Below are 24,341 nucleotides of genomic sequence, written 5' to 3'. Positions count from 1 at the left end.
TCAATTCAAATATTAATGAATTCTTTTTACAAGCTTGTTTTACCCTTCTTCCAGTATTTGATTTACTTCCTGCTTCAATGATCCAAAATCAATCGGTTTGGTGAAAAATTCTTTGGCTCCGGAATTAATCGCCTTTTTATAGTTTTCATTATCACCATATGCCGAAATCATACTGACCTGGATCTGCGGAAATCGGGTTTTGACTTTTTCCAGAAGTTCCAGGCCCGACATTCCCGGCATATTGATATCCGAAAATATATAGACTACATCCGGTGGCTCCTTGCTCTGTAAAATATTCAGGGCTTGCTGACCGGAAAATGCAAACTCAAGTTCCAGAAGACCCTGCCGAACTTCTTTTCTGAATCGCTGTCGAAAAAGTATTTCTACATCTTGTTCGTCATCTACTACTAGAAACTTCATACGTGTTTGTTTTAAGGTTTAATTGAATGGTAAATCGTGTGAATTCATTTTGTTGGGTCTCAATTTCCAATACACCTCCATGAGCTTTGATGATGTCATTGGTAATGGAAAGTCCAAGCCCGGTACCAGCGGTTCCTTTCTTTGTGGTAAAAAAAGGCTGCAGGATTTTGTCTTTGATATCGTCTGGAATTCCAAGGCCGTTGTCCTGAATTTCGATGAAGATATTGGAGTTTTTTTGAAATGTTTTTATCGAGAGTTTTGGCCTATAATTTTGATCATGATTTCCGGATAGCTTCTCTCGCATGGCGTCAAACGCATTATTGCAAAGATTCAAAATTACCCGGCTGAAATCTTCTGCGATCAACTTTATTTCCCCAATCGAATCATCCAGATCCAGATCGATATCAACATTAATTGGTTCAGAACCCGCACGCATTCCATGAAAGGCCAGGTTTACATACTCTTTAATGATGGCGTTGAGATCGTTTTTAGCCATCTTTCCGCTGCCTTTTCGGGAGTGTTGCAGCATCGATTTTACAATGCTGTCGGCCCGTTTTCCATGTTCATTAATTTTCGTGAGGCTGCTCAAAATCTCTTCAGTAATCTGCATCGCCTCGTCAGGATTTCCCTGCTCTAACTCTTCTTTCATTTCCTCAAGAAGCTCCCTGCTCAGTTCCGAAAAGTTGGTTACAAAATTGAGCGGATTCTTGATTTCATGCGCGATGCCCGCCGTGAGTTCTCCAAGCGAAGCCATTTTCTCAGAATGGATCAGCTGGTTTTGCGTAGCCTTTAATTTTTCTAAGGTTTCTTTCAGCGTATCATTTTGTTCTTCAATCTGCTTGTTCTTTTTCTTCAACTCTTCTGTCCGCTGTTCAACCCGCATTTCCATATCGCTGTAGAGTTCGGCATTTTCGATAGAGATACCTATCTGGCCGGAAAGCATTTGCATGAGTTCAATCCTGTTTTTGTTAAACACTCCTTTGATCAGGCTATTTTCGAGATACAGCAAGCCGATACTTTTCCCAACCGCTGTAATGGGCAAACACATTACCGAAAGAACTTCGTTTTCCCGGAAATAGGGATCAGAACCAAATTGCTCCTCCGTTTGAGCATTATCAAGTACTACAGATTCTTCCGTTCTCCAGCAATAATTTAAAATGGATTCGGGCATAATTTTCATTTCGCTGAGGGGTATTGAGGGATAAATCTCAATGATGTCTGAACCCGAAATGCCAATGGCTTCTATACAGAGCTGATGGTCTCTCTCGAGTACCAGGCACCCTCTTTCAGCGCCTGCGTTTTCAATGGTGATGTGCATTAGGTTATTCAGCAGGTCATCATATTTTACCTGGCTGGAAATACTTTGAGAGGCTTTCAGAACACTTGCCAGGTCCAGTTCAGATGTACTGGAAGTAGATGTGGTTGACTCCCCGCTTTTTCCGGGGTTTTCTTGTACGGCTTTATCCCGCAAAAAGTCCGGATACATTTTTTCCAGCTTTTTGCATTTTGTATGTGCCCCCCAACGTTGATAAGCATTCCAGGCCGCTTCAACATAAAAACGACTTTGGTTTTCAAGGCCGGCATCCAGACAAAACGTTGCTGCTCTTTCATTTGCAATGCCTTCGATATGCCTGAAGCGATTTTCACCGGCCAGTTGTATCGTTTTTTCATACGATTGCAGGGCTTGTTCAAACTTGTTCTGGATTGAGAAGAGTTCAGCCTTCATTAAATGATAATGCTGGCTAAAGTTTTCAGGGCACCCTTCGGCCCACATTTTCATGTCTTTCAGGTGACTCTTAAACACCTTTAGGTATTTCCTCTTATCACCTTCATTCAAACTTTTGTAGCAGGAAGAAATCGAAAGAGAAGTATAAAAAGCATAGGAGAATTCCTGTTCATCGCCAACGAAATTATCTACATATTTCAGGACTACTTCGCTCTCTTTCAGAGCTTCGCGGTAGTTTTCGTTCAGATACAAATAGTTGCATTTGGCCGAATGGAAAAAACCGAGTTTTGTTCTGTTTCCTTCTTTTTCCAGTCTTTTTTGAGTTTCTGACCCATTAAACGAATCATCGTCCCAACTATCCTGAGAGGTTTGGCCGTTTAATGCTTTTGCCATTTGATAGAAGCATTCAAAAAAATCGAAGCCACCCTTTGAATTTTTGGTCAGGGCGATGTGGTCGTCAGAACTTTCCAATATCTCATTCAGGTTTTCACCCGCATTAATTCTTGCCCTCAGATAAAGTGCTACAGAATAGCTTGTAAAAATTTGATCCCCGTTCAGCACACACGCTTTTATGAGGTCCAGCATTTTATCGTATGCATCCCGAATGGGATGACGCCAGTGGTGATAAAAGCACAGGACGGTATAACTCAATCGCCATTTAATAAGTGGTGATTTTGTTCGCTGGTGCAGCTTAAGGGTGATATCCCAAATGTTAAACCCTCTTTTTTGCATTTTTAATGCCGACAAAACCACAACCGAGAAGCCTGAAAATCCCCAGCAACTGGCATCCGTAAATCCATGCTCAATGTACTGGTCGATGATCTTAAAGATTACGAGCATCATCAAATTTTGATCCTGCTGGTAAGCACTTGTCGATAAATCGATAAGGAATTTATTGAGGACAATCAGTTCCTCATCCGTACAATCTTTTAAATGGAACAGACTTTCGGGCCGCCTGTATTTGGTCGAAAACAGGAACAGATATTTTGCCAGTTGTACAGCCGTTGCCGCCTGGATGGCTTTCTTATTTTTCGGAAAGCGAATGTTATATAATTTTGCAGCTTCAAGCCCCAGGCGAAGAGATTTTGAAGAATTTCCAATTTTCAAATAGAGTGATGAATGGATGTAATAGACTTTTAATTTTTCGAACCTGGTTTTTGAATAATCCAGTAACTCTTCGAAGTATTTTTCGGCCTCCGTGGGATTGTCATTTAAATATTCGCACTCTCCCAACTCTATTAAAATGTTGTATGTCAGCTCGTAATGATCAGCCCAGCTGTTGTTTCCGAGCAACTCTTTGCCCATTGTTAAAAACCGCACTCCAAGACTGTACGAGTTAGAATCTTTGGTTTTTCTGCCGGCGATCAAGCAGAGTTCTGTGATTTTTAGCTTTTCCGTTTTGTCTTCAATCAAATCCGAACTGAAAACAAAGTGGTTCATCACTTCAAAAATGTCATCATGCAACTGCGACTCGTCCCGGTTTTGCAAGAGTTGCCGACCGGTTTTAAGATGGACAAACGGCCTTTCTATCTCTGAAATTAAATTGTATGCAGCCTGTTGAACCTTATCGTGGCTGAAGGAAAATTGTACAATTTCATTTGGAAGAGTTTCGGCTTTTTCATGAAAAGATCGCAATGCCAGTGTTCGGTAATTCAGATCTATCGAACGGATGTATCCTTCTTTAATGGCCGGCTTGAGGGCAGCGTAAACCTCCGATTCACTTTTTTCAATGATATCAGAGAGATCAGCTAAACTGAATGTATTTCCCAAAACAGCTGCATATTGCAATACTTTCTGGGTGAATTTTGGAAGCCCGGTCAGCCCTTTGGTCATTAAATCAATAACGTTGGCTGTGTATTCCAGCTCTTCAATTTCTTCCCGATTCCATGTCCAGTTGGTTGCCGGATCATATTGGACAAGATTCTTGTCAAAAAGTGATTTCAGAAAACTGTGTATAAAAAACGGATTTCCTTTGGTTTTGCTGAACACATGGGTTCCAAGTTCTTCAGCCATTTCTACAGACATCCCGAAAGAATCGGCCGTAATCCGAATGGTAGTTTCCAGCGTTAACGGCTCGAGATGAATAAGCTTAACCACATCTTTCGATTCGCTGATTTGTTTTAACGTAATCATCAACGGGTGGCCTTGGTGTATTTCATTATCCCGATATGCGCCGATCAGCATGATGCTGTCTTCCCTGGGATTTTCAAGAATTCGTTTCATCAGATTCAACGATGACCAGTCGGACCATTGGAGGTCATCTAAAAAAATCACCAGCGGACTTTTTGAAGTGCTGAATGAGTAGATAAAATCGAGAAGCACCATATTGAATCGCGCTTCCTGTTCGGCCGGTTGTAATTTTGCCACCGCCGGTTGATCGCCGATTATAAGTGATAGTTGGGGAATGACTTCGGTAATCAATCCGGCATTTTCTCCCAAAACAGAAATGATGCGGTGTTTCCAGGCTTCAATTTTATCTTCCGGCTCCGACAACAGGTTCTTGATAAACTCTTTGATAGCTTCAATAAAAGCGTAATACGGAATGTCTTTTTTGAGCTGGTCGAATTTGCCGCTGATGAATGTGCCATGATTCTGAATAATTGGAATTTTTGCCTGTCTGATCAGGGCTGATTTTCCAACGCCCGAATAACCGGAAACCATCGCCATCATCGATTTTACCTTGTCAAGGTTATCGTAATAGCCTGTTAGTTCTTCAATTTCATTTTCGCGCCCATACAGTTTTTGGGTCTGTTTGTACTTAACCGTGATATCATTTAAACCTGCTTTGAAATCCGTTAGAGGTTTGCCTGATTCATGGTGTTTTTTAATCAGTTCCAAATCTGTTTTGATTCCAGCTGCGCTGTGATACCGGTCATCCGGGTTTTTCTCCAAAAGCTTAAAAACCACTTGTTCAAGTCCGCTCGGTAAATCGGGTAAAATGGTAGATAAAGGCAGAGGTTTTCGGGACAGATGGAAATGGATCACCTCAAGCGGGTCAATGGAGTCGAAGGGAAGTTTGCCCGCAAGTAATTCGTAGAGCAAGATTCCAAAGGAGTAGAAATCGCAACTGTGCGTGACGGTATAAACAGTTCGGCTGGTTTGTTCGGGAGAGATATAATTCAGAGTGCCTTCAATTTTGTCTACATTCAGCATCTCATTGGCCTCAGAGTAGAGATTGGAGGAAATGCCAAAATCCAGCAGTTTTATACAGCCGTCTTCGGAAAGGATAATATTTCCCGGAGAAAGATCTTTATGAATGACAGAATGTTCATGTAAATAATCGAGAATTCCTGCGAGATCAATGGCAAGGTTCAGTACTTTGCTGTACCCCAATTTCGATTTGAACGTTAAACTTTTCAGGTCTCTGCCGTCAATATATTCCTCAACAAGTATTGCCGTATTTCCATCAAACAAAAAGTCATACACTTTGGGGATTCCGGAGTGATCAAGATCTCTCATAATCTCGTACTCATGGCCTAATTTCGATACCCCGGAAAGGTCTCCATTCTGGAGTACAGATTGCTTCAGGATGACCTCCTTTTCATCTGAAACTCGTTTGCCTGAAAAAATCTCGTAATGATCCGTACGAACAAGGGTTTTAGACACCTTGTAATCTTTCAGGAGTGTATGTTTCTGCGGATTGGCCATCTATACTTATTTTTTCATTGAGAGCAAACCGTAATGCCACAAATCGTTATTCAATGCTTCGTACTGTTTAATAGAGCTGTAATGATTTCCATGGTTTATATGATTACGAAGCCCGATTCTTCTCAAAATCCTGCCCACATTCCACAGCTTTCGCGACATTGAATGAAGATATTCGAGAGATGGCTTGGTAAATTCTGTAATGTCCTCAATCCGAATATCTTTAAACCCGCATTGAGTTGCATTTTTTTTATGCTCTTCTACCGTATCGATATCTTTGATGGACCAGCCGTTCAGCCATTCATGGAGCAGTTTTTCTCCCTCAGGAGCCAAAGGTCGGTTTGACCTGAAATATTCGGCACAAATCAGCCGGCCGCCGGGTTTTAGCAAGCGGTATACTTCTTTGTAAAAATCGATCTTGTTGAGCGCGTGGCACAGGCTTTCGCAGGCCCAGATCAGTGTAAATGATTCATCTTCAAAACCGGTATTTGTGTAGTCTTTTTCAAAGAAAGAAACGCGATGATTGATTTTACTTTTTTCAGCGTGTTTTTGTGCTTTTAAAACCTGGTGCGGGACCAGGGTTATTCCGGTCACATGCACGTCAAAATGTTCAGCCAGCCAAACAGAACTGCCGCCTTGTCCGCAGCCGGCGTCCAGGATCAGGTCACCGGATTTAACACCTGATTTCTGCGCCATCACTTTGTTCATATTTAGAAGGGCTTCACCGTGGTTGCTTATATCCTGGTCGTAATAGCCAAAGTGAACCGACCGGTTTTTTTCCCTGAACCACAAAATCCGGTAATCGAGCTGGGTGGCATCGTAATAATTTATAATCGATTTTTTGTATTCGAAATCCATCATACGCTTATCCCTTTAGAGCCCAGTTTTCCTGCAAATCTTTTGGTATGCGAAAACCCGATTCTTTGCCTTCGCGGAAATGGACAGACAAAATGGAAACTATGATACCGCCGAATATGGTAATTAACTCTACAATGGATTCTTCTTCAATTTCTTCAAGCGGCTCGCCGGTTTCAGCATCATGCAGGATGTTGTGGAGCAGTTCTAACTCAATATCAATCCGATGGAGTTTATTGTTATCCACACCAAAAAGACTCAATAACCAATTAAGAATGAACAGTAAAAATCCAATTTGAGCATCTGTTTTTTTGAGGGAGGATTTTTTTTCCTTAATCGTTTGATAGTAATCCATGGCATGCGCGTGCAACTGCTTCTGTAATACCTCTTTTTTGTGCTTTTCTTCTGCAGCCAGTGAATCATGTTTTACGAATAGTTCAGGATGAGCTTCTGCATAGCTTGGTCCCAGCATGCGTTCAAAACAGTCGGGAAACTGATCATCGGCCAGCATCGTCTTCATCAGGAAAAGGGCAAGTTTTTCCGGCATATGAAACTGATGCATCGTCTCAACCAAAGCTTTTGCAAGTGCAATACCTGAATGGGTTTTGTCATTAAACAGGTGAGCATAAATGGCGTGCTGGAGGTCCCAGGCTTCCTCAACGGTATCGCAAATAAGGTTTTCCTGAACCCCCATAATTTTTGCAATCGTCTTCCAGGTATGAAACCACGCTTTCTGTTCCTCAGCGGTTAGTGGCTGGCCCATCATGGCCATGCCTTTAAAAAATTCAAGAGAAAAAACCTGGTTTGTGGCTATCAGGTCTTCCTGGCTGATTGGCTTGCCCCAGTCATCAATCCAGGTTTCTCCCTGCATTCCTGAATCCAGAATGATGTGGCGCATAGCAGAATGCATGATTCGGACTTTAAGTGCGGTCAGAATTCCTCTTTTATCAGGTTTCCACCAGTTTTTCTCCATCACATCAAAGACAAATTGGGCCGTTTCAATCACGCGTCTTTCTGTTTGGGTTTCAAGCAGCTTGGTCATTCGCAAAACATTTGCCGGTTTTTCTGCCATGTAGGTATACGGCAATGCCCTGAAAAAGAGGATGAAAACAAACTTCATACCGTGTTCCTGCCAGATGGTGTGTGTCTGTTTAAACATCCTGATGTCTTCGTCCGAGAAAACAATCTGTAGTTCCTGTGTTACAAAATCGTGCATAGCAGGAGGAAGCTCATCCGAAACAAAGTCGTCATTCGCTGCCATTTCTTTTAATATTGTTGCCAGATGCCGCATTGATTTTGACTCAAATACAGAGGCAACGGCATCATCACACGGCTGGTCCATTACGAGGCGGAGGGCTTCCAAATCAATCCCATTCCAGAGAAATTGAGGTACAGTTTTTTCCATGTTTTCCCTATTTATTGATTAGCTGAAATGACCTGCATGAAGTTTGATTCTGCCTGGAGTTGAACTTCAGCAATACCTATAGTGAAATAGTGCTTATTATCACACGCTATCTTTTATGAGCACTATTTTTTTGAGTTTTTATGTACAACACCCTATCAAAGTGATATGCATTTAATCATTGATAAAGGAGTTTGACCCTGACACACTTATCACCCCAGATTAAAATTTAATAAAGCTTTTTTTTGAAGAATTCTACCAGAAAGTCCCCACACATATATACATGTTTTTTTTTGCTTTTTGAAAACAAAAATTCATTCTGAATTTTTCAATCATAAACCGGCAGTCTATGTTGTTGCCCCTCTTTATTTTACACCTTTATTTTTTCTGCCTTCAATTGTTTTATGAGTTAATAAACCACGAAGCAGGTGTGTCAGAAGTCTCTCCAGACTCTCTTAACATTTTTTTAGTGAGCTGATACATCAATGAATCCTCCTCTTTTTGAAGTAGAAGATTTGCGGCGATAAGTCCGTATGTCATAGCCCCTTTTGCTCCCACGCCGGACATTCCGCCAAGCACAACAAGATTTGGATCTGGCTGACTGTCATCGGCGACTATATTTGTTACAATAGGGATTTCGGATGCCGTCAATGAATAGACGCAAGAGTAACCATCCAGACAGTTCAGGTCTGCTTTGCCGACAGGGATATTCAATTGTTGTAAATAGTTGAATGTGCTTTGTAACCCCCAGTTCTTCTCCTCTTTTGTTAGATCTTTTTGCCAAACGGTATCCAGGTTTGTGAAATCTTTACGGATTAAATGACCGCCGATCTTAATGATTGGCACGCCGTCACCATCTATTTTTTCGATCATTGAGAACACGAGATCTGAAGTAAAATCCAAAACAGGATAAAACTCTTTTATTTTCTGTTTTTGATCGGGTGAAAGCCTTTCATATTTAGCCGGATCAATCTTCAGGAAAACAAGAAATACGCGTTTTGGCGTAATTATTTGATCAAACCGGGGCGCAATTTCATTTAGCAATTTTCCGGTATAGGGCCCGGCGGCAGAAACCATTTTTTTGCACAGAATTGTTTTTGATTCGCCGGTTTTGGTGTGTTTCATTTCAATCTCAAAAAGATCTTTATTTCTGCGTAAAGCAGTTATTTTTTGATTATACCAGACTGCGTTTCCATGATGCTGAATCCCAACATGCAATTTTCCGATCAATTCCTTTGGATTCATTGTCCCCGAGTATTGTTTGAACTCACGCAGGACTAAAGCCGAATCGGGTAAAGACATTCCAAATTTTTTGGAAGCTTCTTCAACGGACGTCGCATATTCAATTGGATCGTCCTGGTTTTCAATCAGGCTGTGTACAGTTTCCTCCCGGGATTTGTAATAAATATATGTGACCGGCGAAGTAGTATAGATATCTTCCATCTTGTGACGATCATTTCCCTCTTTGTCATTTAAGAACTGAACAAGTTTTTTTGTCTCCGTAACACTCCGATTGTGCAGGTAAGAAAAGATATCGTTTTTAACGCCGAGGCTTCTTGCAATTCGTGCCTCGCCAAAACTGGATCCAAAAGTATAATTGGAATCCTGCTGTTCAATTAAGATTACATTCTCACCTTGATTTGAAAGATGCCAAGCCGCAGAACTGCCCATCAGTCCGCCGCCGATAACAACGGTATCTTTAATGGAAGGGTGTTTTTCGGAAGATGAAGAAACAGGGAGAATCATAAACAGAGTGAGTTATTTCGTAGAATGTGAAGAAATATACCCACTCCGTTTAAAATGTGAAGGATTATATCTGCAGAGGAATAGCGAATGCTAAATCTTCAAATGTTCCTTTAGAACACTATGCTTCTTCAGCAGATTTCACTAACTCCAAAGATGCGGAATTTACACAATATCGTAATCCGGTCGGCTCAGGGCCATCGGGAAAAACGTGGCCGAGGTGAGCATCACACACATTACATAGAATTTCAATACGATGCATTCCGTGTGAACGATCCGCCTTGTATTGTACTGCATTTTCATTCACGGGCTCAGTAAAACTGGGCCAACCAGATCTGGACTCAAATTTTCCAGTGGAATCAAAAAGATGGGTGCCACAGCAAACACAGGCATACAATCCCGGTTCATGAGCTTCGCAGTATTCCCCAGAAAAAGGTTGCTCTGTGCCATGCTTTCGAGTAATCCGGAATTGATGCTCCGTCAGTTTTTCTCGCCATTCTTCCTCCGTTTTTTCCACTCTGCGCGGGGGCTCCGGATTTCCTGCTTCGGCAAACTCAATAACTTTTTTCCAATTCATAGTTTTCCTTTTATTGATGACTAACAGCAGTGCAGAGAGAAGCGTTTCTTAAAATAGTTAGAAAGATTCAAATAATATTTGCTGAAAAGACTGGCCCGGCCGGATGACTTTCAATTCAAAATTACTTTGAAAGTGTGATTATAAAACAAGTGGAACCGGGTTCGGATTCGATATTAATCTGGCCGCCATGAGCCTTCACAATATCATTTGTGATGGATAAACCCAGTCCGGTGCCTTGAGTGCCTTTCTTAGTCGTAAAGAATGGTTGCAGAATTTTTGCTTTAATGTCTTTTGGAATCCCCGGTCCGTTATCTTCGATGTCGATGGTTACTTTTCCGCCTTTTTTAACCGTTCGAATGGTAAGTTTTGGCAGGTATTCCTCCTTCTCTTTACCATCAAGGCTGGTTACTTTGTCTTGCATGGCATCGAAGGCATTGTTGCAGATGTTCAGGATCACCCGGCTGAAATCTTCTGCAATTATCGGAATTTCCCCAACATTATCGCTGAGCTCAAAATTGAGATCAACATTAATGGAGTTGTCGGTGGCCTTCATTCCATGGAAAGAAAGGTTTGCGGCTTCTTTCACAAGTTTATTCAGGTCGGTCGGTTCCATTTTGCTGCTGCCGCTACGGCTGTGCATCAACATGGATTGAACAATACTGTCAGCCCGTTTTCCATGTTCGTTTATTTTTCCAAGGCTGCCTTCTATATCATTTAAAATAAACTCAAGTTCTTCCCTGGCTTCACTTTTTTCCTGGAGTTTCGACACTTCTTCTTTGGCCTCCTCTACCATTTCGAGGCTTATTTCAGAAAAGTTATTGACAAAATTCAACGGATTTTTAATTTCGTGAGCAATCCCTGCGGTCAATTGTCCCAGTGATGCCAGTTTTTCCTGTTGCACAAGTTGGTCTTGTGCAACCTTGAGATTTTCGTGGGCTGTTTCAAGTTTGGCGTGGGTTTTTTCAAGATCGCGGTACGCTTTTTCGATCTCTTTGGCATGCTGGAGTTCCCGCTCACGGGTTCGTTCCCGTTCTTTTTGAGTGAGCCGGCGCCGTTGTGCCCGGTCTGCAATAAACATCATTCCGGCAAAGAGAATAAAATAAACGCCATAGGCAAACCATGTTCGGTACCAGGGAGGCAGTACCCGAAGAATTTTGATCTGGTCATCCCCATTGCTCCAAACTCCATCGCGGTTACTGGCCATTAGCCTGAAGTTGTATTCGCCCGGAGGGAGATTTGTGTATGTGGCGCTGCTGATGGTTCCTCCATTTCTCCAGTCCGTATCGAATCCTTCCAGTCTGTATCGGTACTGATTTCTGTTCGGACTGGCAAAATGGAGCGCGGAAAATTCAATGGTTATCGTTGTTACAGAAGGTGGAATGGTAATTTGTTGTGCCGTTAAAAGAGGTTTGTCGATGGCCATCCCCATAGCTGGTTCAACAATGCTTCCATCTAGGTAAAGATCGCTGAAGACAAGATCAGGTGGGAATGGATTGGGCCGGATGCTCTCTGGGTCGAAAACATTTAAACCGCCGGCACCGCCAAAGTATATCAATCCGTTTGATCCCAAATCACTCACTGTAGAGTTGAAAATATTCCCCTGGAGCCCGTGATCATAACCAAAGTCTGTGGTCACTTCGGTTATCGGGTTAAATTTCACGATACCGTTAATCGTGGAAAGCCAGATGTTTCCTTCTGTGTCTGATTGAATGGCAGATATTTCACTGGCAGGTAACTCTAAATTCGTTTCATTATACCAAGAAGAAACAATTCCCGTAGAGGGATCAAATTTGCCAAAACCCGAGTTGGTTCCAATCCAGTATGTTGTGGAATCTGCTTCATGAATGGACCTGTATTCACCAATCAGATCAATAACGGGTGTTCCGTCTTCCAAAACCAGTTCTACCGGAGTGATTTCCATCGTTTCATGATCAAGGTAGAATGGATTTTTTCTTCCGGACTTAAAGATCCAGAGGTTCCCTACAGAGTCTGTGTAAAGAAACTGGGTTCTGTTTTTATTAACAGTTTGTGTTTGAGGTAACTCCACTTCCTGGATTCGTTCGTTTCTTGGATTCATCCAGTGGATTTGCCTGCTTGAGGATAAAAACCATACACGGTCGCTGCCGTCTACAGCTAATGACTGAATATTATTGTTTGGGATAGATGAGGGATCTTCGTCATCATGTTTAAAGCGCGTGATGGAAGAACTACCCGGACGGATTCGGTTCAATCCTCCAAAAATAGTGGTGCTACTTCCAGTGCCGGCCCAGATAGATCCGTCCCGCGATTCGGCGAGTGCAAGCACATGGGGATGGCTTAGCTGGGTAGCCACAGACCGGTTACGGGGCGCATCAAAATAGTTGGTTCCATACCGGGCAATGACGTTTCCATTTTGATTGAGGCGAAGTAGGCTGTTGCCAAGCATCCGGGTTCCCACCCAAAATGTACCATCTCTTGCTTCCATTACAGAAATCACATCATTTGATGGAAGCTGGTTGAAAATGTTATAGAGCCTGAAACCACCTCCGTAGAGATCGATTCGGCTGATACCGGAAGCATAGCGTGCGACCCAAAGAATGCCCTGTCGGTCGATGTACATTCGGCTGTCTTCACCGGATCGAACCGGCAGGATGGATGTCGGGTCCTCCGGGTTGTGTCGGAAACTATCTGCTTCCCCGGAGTCAAGATCGATGCGACAGAGAACATCCGTATTTTTTACCCAAAGAAGTCCATCTTTATCAAAAAGAGCTTCCCTTAGATTATCAAGACATGCCCGATTCCGCACGCTAATGATTTCCCAATCTTCTGCCTCACCAGTTTTCTTAGCCACATGATTTTGGTTGACCAGCCATTCGGTTCCCTCCGTATCCGAAAAAAGATGCATTCTGTAAGGATGGTTGCCCCCCGGGTTCAGGCGACGTCCCATCGGCTCGTAGGTATATTCGCCGGTTTCACTTCTGCGACCAATATAAAGCTCGCCGGTGGGTGCCTGGTGGAAATAGATCAGCTCGCCGTTATCGTGAGCCTTCAGGCGATAAATGCTGCCGATTCTGGATTGAGCCTCTTCGCGTTGAAAACGGTCGGTTTCGGCATCCAGGCGATACACGGAACTATCTGTAGCAGCCCAAACCACACCTTCTCCATCTACACTTACTTCTGTGAAGCGCTGACCTGCCGGCAGGCCGTCTTTGGTACGATATTTCCGAAATCCGTTGATTTCAGGATCGTAATAATCCAGTCCTAAATCGGTAATCGTAATCCAAATGCCCCCATTGCGATCAGCTACGAGGTATTGTGCATCGAGGCTGGAAATAGAAAGTGAATCGCCGGGGTTGGGGCGGAAATGTTTAAAAGATTCACCATCAAACCGGCTGATTCCATCTTGAGATCCTATCCACATAAAACCGTACGCATCCTGGGTAATATCTACAACCGTGGTGGAAGCGAGGCCGTCTGCCGGGGTTAAATGTTTAAACTGGAAGGAGGCACTTTGACCCAATAACCCCCCGGGTTGAAGAAGTAAGAATAGAATGGTAGTAACAATCGGGCGGGCCATTTTGCAATCCATAGTGTGTTCAGGAATAACGAAATTTATTGTTGAAAGAGAATTTAGAACGCCGAGAAAAGAATACTGCCCCATCCCCACATCCCGAAAATTTACCTGTCGTTTTACCCCTTCTCTGTTAAATCTGACAGGAAAAGCTTGCACAGATTTTTTTCAGTTATTGAAAAAACGTTTACTCACATATTTATATGCCCGAAAAGCAGCAACAAAAGCTCAAATAAGACTATTTAGGATCCAATTTTTTTGTTGAACCGAAAATACTTTTGAAATCATTAACTATTTAAAAAACTAAAAATCCAATCAAGTTGTTTTCAAAGCTAAAAGAAAGCCAATTAATTCAAAATTATTTTAAATATTATTTATATAAATTATCTTTGACCGACCAAGCATCTTAAAACGTAATTTAACAGAGGTTTAAAAATGAAGACAAATGTAAGCGAAAAGTACGGTTGCGCGATTATAGAATTGAAAGGCAACGTAATGGGCGGGCCAAGTACAGAAGAATTCAGCGACCTCTTGCATTCGCTTGTGGATGAAGGCAAAATAAACGTGATTGTTGATCTGGGGAAAGTGAAATTTATGAATTCTTCAGGTTTGGGAATGTTGATTGGCGGCTTAACCACAATGAAAAAAGCCGATGGAGATCTTCGCATTTGCAGAGCCGACAACAAAATCGAAAGTCTTCTTGTGGTAACCAAGCTTATTACCGTGTTCAAGCACTACAAAACCCTGGATGAAGCAATAAAATCTTACGAGTAATTTTTCTTTCTTCTCTACCCGGATCAGGGTAGAGAAACTCTTTCTTTGCCCATCTTTTCTTATATTTCCTAGTACTCTTAGAAAGCATGTCTGGGGAATGAAATATTCCTTCGATTTGTATTTTTTATAGTTATTTACAAATGATAAAGGAGAAAAAATGAGTACTACAGTTTTAGACGAAAACAAGATTGATAAAATGGACGTAAATATTGGAATCCCAAAAGAGCAGAGAAAGAAAATAGCCGATGGTTTGTCTAAAGTATTGGCAGATACCTACATGTTGTATTTGAAGACACACAATTACCACTGGAATGTAACCGGTGCACATTTTCATTCTCTTCATGAACAGTTCGAAGAACAATATACTGAGCTGGCCGAAGCCGTAGATGAAATTGCAGAACGAATTCGTTCACTGGGATATCGCTCTCCGGGGTCATTTCTTGAATTTAAAGAACTGACGAGCATTGAGGAGGATACGGATCACTCCATCAAAGGAATGGAAATGGTTCGGCAGCTGGCTCTCGATAACGAAGCTGTTTTAAGAACAGCCCGCCAGGTTGTACCTGTTTGCGACGATGCCGGTGATGAAGCCACGTTAGACTTGCTGACCCAACGGCTTAATGTACATTCCAAAACCGCTTGGATGTTACGCAGCCATTTGGAGTAAATATTAAAAAACACTTTTTTAATCCGAAGCTGTTATTAGTTTTTACGGCTTCGGATTATTTTTTTTTCTACCACTAACTACTAACTAATCAAAAAAGAAGAAACGACTATGGAATCAGCCGCCGATATAGATTTTACCGGGATTGTGTATGTATATGGCCCAAAATTAGTATTTGCAATTCTAACACTTGTAATTGGTTTATGGATTGTAAAAATACTTGTTAATGCTGTTAAGAAAGGCCTGGACAAAAGCAATACAGACGAAACCCTTAAAGGATTTCTGGCGAGTATTATATCGGTATTGTTGAAGATTATGGTGTATATCACTGCGCTTGGCATGCTGGGTGTAGAGATGACCTCTTTTGTTGCAATTCTTGCAGCCGCCGGTTTAGCGATTGGTATGGCATTATCCGGAACTCTTCAGAACTTTGCCGGCGGGGTGATGATACTTCTCTTCAAACCATTTAAAAAAGGAGATTTTATCGAAGCCCAGGGACATTCAGGAACTGTTAACGAGATTCAGATTTTTATGACGATTCTCAAAACACCCGATAACAAAACAATTTTAATTCCTAACGGGCCACTATCTACAAATTCTTTAACAAATTATTCTACCGAACCAAGACGGCGGGTGGACTGGACGATTGGCATTGGCTATGGAGATGATGTAGATAAAGCCTATGAAGTGATCAGAAGATTATTGGATGGAGATGATCGAATATTAAACGATCCTGAACCATTCATAGCTGTTAAAGAATTAGCAGACAGTTCGGTAAATTTTGCTGTCCGCGCATGGGTAAATGCTTCAGATTATTGGGGAGTTTTCTTTCGCCTGAATGAGGAGGTTTATAAAACCTTTGACAAGGAAGGCCTTAATATTCCATATCCACAATCGGATGTGCACATTATTAAAGATGGAGACGAATAAAAAGTATTTTTTATCAACAAAAAGCCCTGCAGCCACAGGGCTTTTTTTATGGAATGGTAAAAAAATAAAAGTGAAATTTTGGTTGAGATGGAATGCCAACCGATGTACAGGTTTATAATTTTAAAGAATATGGGGTAAATCTTGCTTCGAGTTTGAATCTTCGTTAAACTTCAAAGCTTACAAGAAGGCTTCGGGCCGTAATTTCGCAACCAAACGTAGTATCCTGTTTTGACTGAAACGAAATCAAATAACACTGAAAGTGATTATCTTTTTGAAAACAATTTCGCTTATGTAACTGATGAGGGTGAAGTTTATCTCAAAAAGAATAAATTTTTTGACAAGAGAGTCCTTGCCAAAGTTGACCCCGATACCGTAGAACAGCAAATCGAAAAATTGCAAGAGTCTTTTTCTTCCGTTCGGGAGAAATTTGAATCACTTTTCGAAGAAACAGATGCTCAAACTGAAGAACAGCTCAACGAGTTAAAAGAAAAACTCGAGGCCCTCAAAAAAGATGCGGCCGAAGCAGAGGCCATAGGAGATTTTGAAAAAATGATTAGCGAAGCAGAACAGAAGTTTTCGGATTTAAAAGAATCCGTTCAGAAGGCGGTAGAAGAAGAGGAAACTGAATCCGTAGAGAAAGAAGAGGTTTCCGAAGCTGCGGAGGACGAATTAAACGAAGAGTCGCCGGAAGAAGCCACGGTTGAAGCCGAAACGGAAACAGAAGAATCGGCTGAGGAAGAACCCGAAGAAGATGCGGCCGCAGAAGACGAAACCGAAGAGGAAGAAAACAAGACAGAGGAAGCGAAAGAAGAACCTGTTTCTGAATCCCAGGAAGAAGATGTGAAATCTGAAGAAGCTGTTGAGGAGGAAGAGTCAGAAGAGGAACAAACCACAGAAAATTATTATAAAGAGTTAGCTGAGAAAGCAAAGACTCTCTCTGAAATGAGCGATTGGGCCTACGCTTCCATGGAGTTTGATAATATTGATACGCAGTGGGGAGAGGGGCCGGATCCCGAAGAGGTTGATATCAAACCGTATCGCAAGAAAATTGACGAGCTCAGAGAACAGTTTGAAGAGAAGAAAAAAACTCATTACGAAGAACAGCGCAGAATTCGTCAGCAAAACCTTGAAAAGAAAAAAGAGCTGCTTCAGCAATTAAAAGAGATTGTTGATGAAGAAAAGTGGACTCACACACGCGAAGTAGGAAAAATCAAAGGTAAGTGGGATTCCATAAAACCCATTCCTGCGGATGAACAGGAGAAGCTCGAAAAGGCGTATAATGGCTATATTTCTACGTTTGATGAGCATAAGGTTGACCGGTTGGTGAAGAAAAAGCAACAGGAAGAAGACAACCTGACCGGCAAGCTGGTGATTCTCGAAAAGATGGAGAAATTTCTGAAAACAGTAGACGAAAAGTCTGACTGGAAAGAGCTTGACAAAAAGTTCGCCGACTTTACCAAGCAGTTCCGCCGGATCGGTCGTGTTCCGGCTGAAAAGAATCAGGATATCTGGGATCGTTTTCACGAGGCGCAGGACACGTTTCATTCCATGCGGTTTAAGTACGATAAAAAGTACCGCAAAGACATTGAAAAATTTCTCTCCAAGAAGAAAAAGCTCATTGACGAAGCCGAAGCGCTGGTTGATACAGATAACATTGCCAAAGCGGCACGCCAGGTAAACAAACTTCACCGTCAGTGGAAAAAAGTTGGGAACCTCCCACAAAAAGATGAGAATGAGTTGTGGGATCGTTTTAAGGCAGCCACCGATGCATTTAACGATAAGAAGAGCGATAATATTGAAGTTCTTCGAAAGCAGGAAGATCAAAATTACCAGCAGAAGCTGAAACTGATTGAAAAAGCCGAAGAAATTCAGGACTCGGAAGATTGGGAAAATATCCATAACGAGTACCAGAAACTGATGGATCAGTGGAAAAAGATTGGTCCCGTTCCAAGAAAGAAATCCAGTAAAATCTGGAAGAAATTCAAAGGAGCCATGGATCATTTTTACGACCGGCGCCGAGATTTCTTTAAAGAGGTGAAAGAAGAGCGAAAAGATAATCTCAAAGAGAAAGAAGATATTCTGGATCAACTGAAGGCTTTAACGACCCACGACAATCCGATTGAGGCTGTCAACCAGGCGAAGCCGCTTCAGGAAGAGTTTAAGAAAGCAGGCTACGTTCCCATCAAACATAAAAACAGGATGTGGAAAGAGTATCGCGAAACCTGCGATGTAATTTACGACCGATTCCGTGCTGCAAAATCTGCTGCGCAAGTTGTTGGCAAAGAAAATATCGACAATTTTTCTACGGATGATATTGCCGACATCCGCAACAAACAAAAAGAAGCGGATAAGCTTAGAAAGCAGATCAACAAGTTGAGCAATGAGCTCATTCAGATGAAAGAATCACTCAGTTATTTCAAACCCAGCAGCAGTGGAAGTTCTCTTCTTGATGATGTGAAAGAGAGAATCGACAAGGCAGAAAGCGATATTGCTGATAAAGAAGACAAACTGCAGGATTTGGAAATCGAGATCGACAAGATTAAGCGAGGGGCAGAATAGGTTGCTTTGTGGCTAATTGTTAGTTGATTTAACAGTTTACAACGAACAACTGGCAACCAGCCATCAATAAGCTATAAAAAGTACCGCACGCCAATTCCTCCATTCACATCAAAGTCTGTGGCGGGAATAAGATCAAAAATCGGGGCTACTTCAAAGAACAGTGAAATACGGCTGTCGGGAATTATATATTGCAGTCCTACCGGTATTCTGGCGCCAAACCGTGCTTCGTCGGTTAAAATGGCCCGCGCGCCAATTCCATAGTAAAATGTTAAGGAGCCTCGATCTACCTCCAGGGGATTATGAATCAGATAATCGGCATGTATATGAATCTTATCATGTTTTCCGAAAGACCATGCCAATGCTCCGTCAATTGCTGTAGTACCCGATTGCCAAAGCTGCAAGCTGACTCCCGTCGGTTCTCCCAAAACAACCCCCAATTCGGTTTTACCCGGCGCGTGTTGGGCCTGTACCGTGTGGATAAAAGACGCCGCCACAAAGAGTAAGCCTGAAAGAAAAACCGTTTTTAGAAAATTTGTGTTTCGCATGGATAATTGTTGATGCTCTATTATAAGTTTGCCAGCTTTATTTTAACAGATTAAGCATTTAAAAGTTTCACTTTTGTTTAATAATTGGGCTATCATTTTATAATTGTTGAAAATGCCGTTAAGGAAATTAATCAATGAAAATCATTGTATTGTGAAGGATAAAAAACTTCTACTCATCTTTATAAAAAATCCTGAGAAGGGCACTGTAAAAACCCGTCTTGCCAAAACTGTGGGAAATGAAAAAGCCTATCAAACCTATTTAAAACTGATAGATTACACTCTTGAAGTAGCCAGGCAGGTTGAAGCGAGAAAGCAGATTTGGTACTCTTCTTTTGTGGATGAAGAAGATGGTTTGGGAGGCCCGGCATTCGAGAAAAAAGTACAGAAAGGTAGAAATCTGGGGGAGCGAATGGCCACCGCTTTCAGACAAGGATTTAAGGATGGATTTGAGAAGATCTTGATTATTGGGAGTGATTGCCCCGGAATTACTACAGAAATTATTGAAAGTGCATATGCCCGGTTGGATCAACAAGAGGTGGTGATCGGTCCGTCTGAAGACGGCGGTTATTATCTGATTGGTTCAAAGAAATTCATTCCCCAAATTTTTGATAATATTCCATGGAGTACGGAAAGCGTATATCCTGAAACGATCAGGATTTTACGGGATAAAAGCCTGAGCTACAGTGCACTTCCCACTCTGAACGATATCGATACAGAAGAAGATTTACGAAACAGCAATTTTGATGAATGAGCCTGATTTCAGTATCATCATTCCTACATTTAATGAAGAAGAACGCCTGGATGATCTTCTCAGTTATCTGGAAAAAAATTCCGGGAATTTTGTTCTTGAGATCATTATTGCCGATGGTGGCAGTACGGACCAAACGATTGAGGTTGCTAAAAAGAACGACGTAAAAATTGTCCGTTGCAATCGAAGGGGGCGTGCCGCACAGATGAACGAAGGTGCCGGTGCGGCGACAGGATCACTGCTCTATTTTCTTCATGCGGATACCACTCCCCCACCGGAATTTACAGTTTATATTAATAAGGCAATTAAGAGAGGATATACGAGCGGCTGTTTTCGGCTCTCGTTCGATGATTCTCATCCGGCCCTGAGATTGTACGGTTGGTTTACCCGTTTTTCAATCACGCTTTTCCGGTTTGGCGACCAAAGTTTATTCGTTAAAAAAGAGCTCTTTCAGAAGGTTGGAGGATTTGACGAAACGTTGATTGTAATGGAGGATCAAAAGATCGTAAGAGAGCTAAAGAAGAGAGGGAAATTCAGAGTGTTGAATGAGTCGGTGGAAACCTCAGCCAGACGATACAAACGAAACGGCGAAATTCGGTTACAGCTGGTGTTTACTCTTATTGTTTTTCTGTACTACATAGGCGCCGATCAATCAACGTTAGTACGTGTTTATAATACGTTTATCCGTACAGGAAATCATGCTTAAAATCGATCATTTTTTTGTTCTTAAAAGGACTTGTCAATTGTGTGCTAAAAATTAAAACCGCTTTCATATTTTCTTTTGAGATTCCTGTCTCCAAAAATTCAAATCCATCAAAAAAATCACTATTTTTTAAACGCTGTTAACAGCTCGTTAACATATGTTTCCTATACTGATTTTAGTATGAAAACATATAAAATCTAAGCTAAAAAAATACTCTATGACACGTCAAATACTATTGATTATATCCCTGATGTTGTTACTCCCTTTGACGCTACTTGCACAGGGAACGACTTCAGGATCTATTGAGGGTACGATTACGGACGAGACCGGTGAAGGTTTGCCGGGGGCAAATATTATTGCCGTCCATCTTCCAACCGGCAGTGAGTATGGTACATCAAGCCGTGTTGACGGTGGTTATACCATCAGAAACGTTCGTGTTGGAGGTCCATACGAAGTAAGAGTTACTTTCATTGGATTCAATCCACAAATTAAAGAGGTTAGCAATATCGAACTTGGAGAGAGGATTTCCCTTAACTTTCAACTGGAAGAGGGTTCTCTTGAATTGGGACAAATTTCTGTAGTTGCTGTACCGGATCAGATTTTTAACTCCGACCGAACAGGTGCCAGCACAAATATTTCAAGTGAAGATATTGCACGTACACCGAGCGTTGCACGCTCTTTAGGCGATTTTACGCGATTGACACCTCAGGTAACCGGCGGGAACAGCTTTGGTGGAGCAAATGACCGTTATAACAATATTCTGGTAGACGGCGCTACCTTAAATGATGTCTTCGGTCTTGGTGATGCAACTCCCGGATCTCAGGCAGGGGTGGGTTCTCCATTAAGTATTGATGCCATTGCTGAATTTAATGTGGATATCGCTCCTTTTGATGTAACAAATAGTGGGTTTACAGGAGGCCAGATTAATGCAATTACCAAAAGCGGAACAAATGATTATACAGGCTCCGTTTATTTTCAAACCCGAAATCAGAACCTGATTGGTAATTTTGAGATAGATGGAGAGTCTTCAGATGATTATCCTGATTTTACTGAAAGATATATCGGTTTAAATATTGGCGGCCCCATTGTTAAAGACAAACTGTTCTTCTTTGTAAACGGAGAGTTTAAAAGAGAAACCAGCCCGATTACAGGCGGTATTTTAAATAGTGGTGCTCCAAACGAAGTTGATTTTGAGAGCTCTACCTTTGATGAGATTTCCAGTATTTTACAGAATCAATATGGTTATGATCCTGGGGGATATAGCTCTCCGTTGGATACCGACACCAACAACAACAAGCTTCTTGCAAAACTTGATTGGAACATCAATCAAAGTAACAAGCTGAGCCTTCGTTACAACTATGTGGATGCTATTGCGAATCGAGGGATTAGCCGTGGAACAAGTTCATTTACATTCAGTAACCGCCAATACGACTTCAACAGTTCTCAAAACTCCATTGTTGCGGAACTTACAAGTACACTCAGCAATAATGCATATAACGAAGCTCGTGTGGTTTACACTCGGATTCGTGATTCAAGGGATGTTCCTTCCCAGCGTTTTCCAAGTGTAACGGTAAGTATTCCTTACGATAGCGACAGAAGTGGCTTTGGTACTATTAACGCTGGTGTTGAGCAGTATTCTCAGGCAAACAGTCTGGACCAGGATCTCATTGAGATTACCAATAACTTTACCTACATCTCAGGTGAACATGAGTTTACGCTGGGTACAAGTAATCAGATCTTTGCATTTGATAATCTTTTTGCGAGAAATGCATTTGGTGCCTATACATTCCGCAGTATTGAAGATTTGGCAAGTGGCTCTCCTTATGATTATGAACTTAGTTATCTGCTTGAAGATGGAAATCCAACCGCCAACTTTACCGGCATGCAGTTTGGTCTCTATGTGCAGGATAAATGGTCTGTAACAAATGATCTGAAAGTGACATACGGGTTGAGAGTAGATGTTCCCATTTTGCCTGATACTCCCAACAATAACCCACTTGTTCCATCTGCATTCCCGGGATATTCTACAACAAATGTGGCGTCAGGAAATCTACTCTGGTCTCCACGGTTAGGGTTTAACTGGGATGCAAGCGGCGGTGCAAAAACCACACAGATTCGTGGTGGTGTTGGTATCTTTTCAGGTACTCCTCCGTTCGTTTGGATTTCCAACCAATACAGCAATACAGGTGTAGATTACGGTCGAGTGGACGTTTCGGGTGGATTTGATGGCTTGTTTTCTCCTGACCCAGACAACCAGCCTCGCCCAGGTGATCACCCGGCATTAGAGCCGATCAACACTACTGAGGTAAACCTTATTGATGAAGATTTTAAATACCCTCAATCTTTGAAAGTCAACCTGGCTGTAGATCAGGAACTTCCGTGGGGTGTTGTTGCAACTCTTGAAGGTGTTTATTCAAGCGCTATCAATGATGTTGCTTTTTCTAATATTAATCTGAATCAAGAAGGCACTTCAATGTATGGCCGTCCGATTTATGGGGATATTGTTTTTACCGAGCGCTATGGAAATGCGTCTGGTTATCCATCACGTCGTGATGCTAACTTCACAGATGCCATTCTGCTAAGCAATACCGACAAAGGATATCAGTACAGTATTACTGGTGAACTTGAAAAACGATTCGATTCGGGCCTTTATGCGAAAGCAGCCTATACCTGGAACCGAGCTAAAAATGTAAATAACGGTACCTCAAGCCAGGCCCGGTCTAACTGGGTATACAACGAAAATGTTGATGTGAATGCTCCTGAATTAGGAACTGCGGATTTCGAAAGAAGACACCGCATTCTTGGTGTTCTTTCTTACCGTGCTGCGTACGCAAATCGATTCGCGACAACTATATCGGTTATTTATGATGGCCGATCAGGAACTCCATACAGCTGGATCTACAGCGGAGATGCAAACGGCGATGGTCAGTATGATAACGACCTGATTTATGTTCCTGCATCTGCTGGTGAAGTTGTTTTAGCCAGTGATAACTGGAATGAGTTCGATGCATGGATTGAAAGTGAAAGCTCACTTTCAGATGCTCGTGGAGGCCATGTAGAACGTAATACTGCCCGTGAAGATTGGACAAATTACCTGGACTTCAAAGTAACTCAGGAAATTGAAACCTTCGGTGGTCAGTCAATCGAATTGAGCGCAAGTGTCATTAATGCCCTCAACCTGCTGAACTCAGAGTGGGGAGTAAGAAAAGGTGTGAGCTACAACAATCACCAGGCAATCTACTTCCAACAATATGTTGACCAGGATTTTATTAATGAAAATCCGGAATACGGTCTTTCAAGCTCAGACATTGGCAAACCGGTAATTTCATTCGATCCGGAGGAGCAACTGGATGATAACAAATTCGAAGTCAGCGACTTTACTTCCAGATGGCAAATGCAATTCTCCGTACGCTATAATTTCTAAACTTATTGTAGCCAACGATTTACAAAAGGGAGGCCATTTTGGTCTCCCTTTTTTATTTTCGAGAGTTTTAAAAAGG

General features: G+C 41.9%; 15 protein-coding genes. 7 read left to right on the top strand and 8 right to left on the bottom strand.

Annotated features, from left to right (window positions below; translation table 11 throughout):
* Positions 1-39: 39 nt before the first annotated feature.
* The 7 genes from L0B18_RS02355 to L0B18_RS02325 all read right to left on the bottom strand — a co-directional run bounded on the left by L0B18_RS02355 (position 40) and on the right by L0B18_RS02325 (position 14,077).
* Entirely contained in the window at positions 40-420 is a 381-nt protein-coding gene (locus L0B18_RS02355; RefSeq protein ID WP_234567544.1) for a response regulator, read from the bottom strand.
* Positions 398-5,794, bottom strand: coding sequence for a trifunctional serine/threonine-protein kinase/ATP-binding protein/sensor histidine kinase (locus L0B18_RS02350; RefSeq protein WP_234567543.1), 5,397 nt, complete (start codon positions 5,792-5,794; stop codon positions 398-400). The genes L0B18_RS02355 and L0B18_RS02350 overlap by 23 nt, the downstream gene beginning before the upstream one ends.
* A 6-nt stretch (positions 5,795-5,800) precedes the next feature.
* The gene (locus tag L0B18_RS02345) at positions 5,801-6,652 is read right to left on the bottom strand and encodes a methyltransferase domain-containing protein (RefSeq protein ID WP_234567542.1); all 852 of its coding nucleotides are present in this window, start codon (positions 6,650-6,652) and stop codon (positions 5,801-5,803) included.
* Positions 6,653-6,656: 4 nt separating this feature from the next.
* Positions 6,657-8,051: an oxygenase MpaB family protein gene (locus tag L0B18_RS02340; RefSeq protein ID WP_234567541.1), complete on the bottom strand. Its 1,395-nt coding sequence runs from the start codon at positions 8,049-8,051 to the stop codon at positions 6,657-6,659.
* 399 nt (positions 8,052-8,450) lie between these two features.
* Positions 8,451-9,794 (bottom strand): NAD(P)/FAD-dependent oxidoreductase, encoded by a 1,344-nt coding sequence (locus L0B18_RS02335; protein WP_234567540.1) that lies wholly within the window; start codon positions 9,792-9,794, stop codon positions 8,451-8,453.
* Positions 9,795-9,912: 118 nt separating this feature from the next.
* Positions 9,913-10,368 (bottom strand): peptide-methionine (R)-S-oxide reductase MsrB, encoded by a 456-nt coding sequence (gene msrB, locus L0B18_RS02330; protein ID WP_234567539.1) that lies wholly within the window; start codon positions 10,366-10,368, stop codon positions 9,913-9,915.
* 121 nt (positions 10,369-10,489) lie between these two features.
* Positions 10,490-14,077 carry a sensor histidine kinase gene (locus tag L0B18_RS02325; RefSeq protein ID WP_234567538.1) on the bottom strand — a complete coding sequence of 1,196 codons (3,588 nt, stop codon included), beginning with the start codon at positions 14,075-14,077 and terminating at the stop codon, positions 10,490-10,492.
* Positions 14,078-14,353: 276 nt separating this feature from the next.
* Between L0B18_RS02325 and L0B18_RS02320 the strand changes: the two genes are divergently transcribed.
* The 4 genes from L0B18_RS02320 (at position 14,354) to L0B18_RS02305 (ending at position 18,845) form a co-directional block, all read left to right on the top strand.
* Positions 14,354-14,692 carry an STAS domain-containing protein gene (locus tag L0B18_RS02320; RefSeq protein ID WP_234567537.1) on the top strand — a complete coding sequence of 113 codons (339 nt, stop codon included), beginning with the start codon at positions 14,354-14,356 and terminating at the stop codon, positions 14,690-14,692.
* A 157-nt stretch (positions 14,693-14,849) separates the two neighbouring features.
* Entirely contained in the window at positions 14,850-15,359 is a 510-nt protein-coding gene (locus L0B18_RS02315) for a Dps family protein (protein WP_304621992.1), read from the top strand.
* 108 nt (positions 15,360-15,467) lie between these two features.
* Entirely contained in the window at positions 15,468-16,286 is an 819-nt protein-coding gene (locus L0B18_RS02310) for a mechanosensitive ion channel family protein (protein ID WP_234567535.1), read from the top strand.
* Between the two features lie 228 nt (positions 16,287-16,514).
* Positions 16,515-18,845 (top strand): DUF349 domain-containing protein, encoded by a 2,331-nt coding sequence (locus L0B18_RS02305; RefSeq protein WP_234567534.1) that lies wholly within the window; start codon positions 16,515-16,517, stop codon positions 18,843-18,845.
* Between the two features lie 71 nt (positions 18,846-18,916).
* Here L0B18_RS02305 and L0B18_RS02300 read toward each other — a convergent pair whose 3' ends face one another.
* Positions 18,917-19,390 carry a hypothetical protein gene (locus L0B18_RS02300; RefSeq protein ID WP_234567533.1) on the bottom strand — a complete coding sequence of 158 codons (474 nt, stop codon included), beginning with the start codon at positions 19,388-19,390 and terminating at the stop codon, positions 18,917-18,919.
* A 151-nt stretch (positions 19,391-19,541) separates the two neighbouring features.
* Here L0B18_RS02300 and L0B18_RS02295 point away from each other — a divergent pair, with 151 nt between their 5' ends.
* The 3 genes from L0B18_RS02295 to L0B18_RS02285 all read left to right on the top strand — a co-directional run bounded on the left by L0B18_RS02295 (position 19,542) and on the right by L0B18_RS02285 (position 24,265).
* Positions 19,542-20,141: a TIGR04282 family arsenosugar biosynthesis glycosyltransferase gene (locus L0B18_RS02295; protein ID WP_234567532.1), complete on the top strand. Its 600-nt coding sequence runs from the start codon at positions 19,542-19,544 to the stop codon at positions 20,139-20,141.
* Positions 20,134-20,844 (top strand): TIGR04283 family arsenosugar biosynthesis glycosyltransferase, encoded by a 711-nt coding sequence (locus tag L0B18_RS02290; RefSeq protein WP_234567531.1) that lies wholly within the window; start codon positions 20,134-20,136, stop codon positions 20,842-20,844. Before L0B18_RS02295 ends, L0B18_RS02290 begins: the two co-directional genes overlap by 8 nt.
* Positions 20,845-21,058: 214 nt before the next feature.
* Positions 21,059-24,265, top strand: a complete 3,207-nt coding sequence (locus L0B18_RS02285) for a TonB-dependent receptor (RefSeq protein ID WP_234567530.1) — start codon at positions 21,059-21,061, stop codon at positions 24,263-24,265.
* The last annotated feature ends 76 nt before the right edge of the window (positions 24,266-24,341 follow it).

It is taken from the genome of Rhodohalobacter sp. 614A (assembly GCF_021462415.1).
Lineage (GTDB): Bacteria > Bacteroidota > Rhodothermia > Balneolales > Balneolaceae > Rhodohalobacter.
The sequence above is the reverse complement of the archived record's forward strand: the minus strand, read 5'-3'. Positions and strand labels throughout refer to the sequence as shown.

What these genes read in the sequence shown, in the direction of transcription:
- L0B18_RS02335 (WP_234567540.1), bottom strand. Translation starts at nt 9,794, where the DNA reads ATGATTCTCCCTGTTTCTTCATCTTCCGAAAAACACCCTTCCATTAAA.
- L0B18_RS02310 (WP_234567535.1), top strand. Translation starts at nt 15,468, where the DNA reads ATGGAATCAGCCGCCGATATAGATTTTACCGGGATTGTGTATGTATAT.
- L0B18_RS02300 (WP_234567533.1), bottom strand. Translation starts at nt 19,390, where the DNA reads ATGCGAAACACAAATTTTCTAAAAACGGTTTTTCTTTCAGGCTTACTC.
- L0B18_RS02290 (WP_234567531.1), top strand. Translation starts at nt 20,134, where the DNA reads ATGAATGAGCCTGATTTCAGTATCATCATTCCTACATTTAATGAAGAA.
- L0B18_RS02285 (WP_234567530.1), top strand. Translation starts at nt 21,059, where the DNA reads ATGACACGTCAAATACTATTGATTATATCCCTGATGTTGTTACTCCCT.
- msrB (WP_234567539.1), bottom strand. Translation starts at nt 10,368, where the DNA reads ATGAATTGGAAAAAAGTTATTGAGTTTGCCGAAGCAGGAAATCCGGAG.
- L0B18_RS02340 (WP_234567541.1), bottom strand. Translation starts at nt 8,051, where the DNA reads ATGGAAAAAACTGTACCTCAATTTCTCTGGAATGGGATTGATTTGGAA.
- L0B18_RS02350 (WP_234567543.1), bottom strand. Translation starts at nt 5,794, where the DNA reads ATGGCCAATCCGCAGAAACATACACTCCTGAAAGATTACAAGGTGTCT.
- L0B18_RS02355 (WP_234567544.1), bottom strand. Translation starts at nt 420, where the DNA reads ATGAAGTTTCTAGTAGTAGATGACGAACAAGATGTAGAAATACTTTTT.
- L0B18_RS02320 (WP_234567537.1), top strand. Translation starts at nt 14,354, where the DNA reads ATGAAGACAAATGTAAGCGAAAAGTACGGTTGCGCGATTATAGAATTG.
- L0B18_RS02345 (WP_234567542.1), bottom strand. Translation starts at nt 6,652, where the DNA reads ATGATGGATTTCGAATACAAAAAATCGATTATAAATTATTACGATGCC.
- L0B18_RS02315 (WP_304621992.1), top strand. Translation starts at nt 14,850, where the DNA reads ATGAGTACTACAGTTTTAGACGAAAACAAGATTGATAAAATGGACGTA.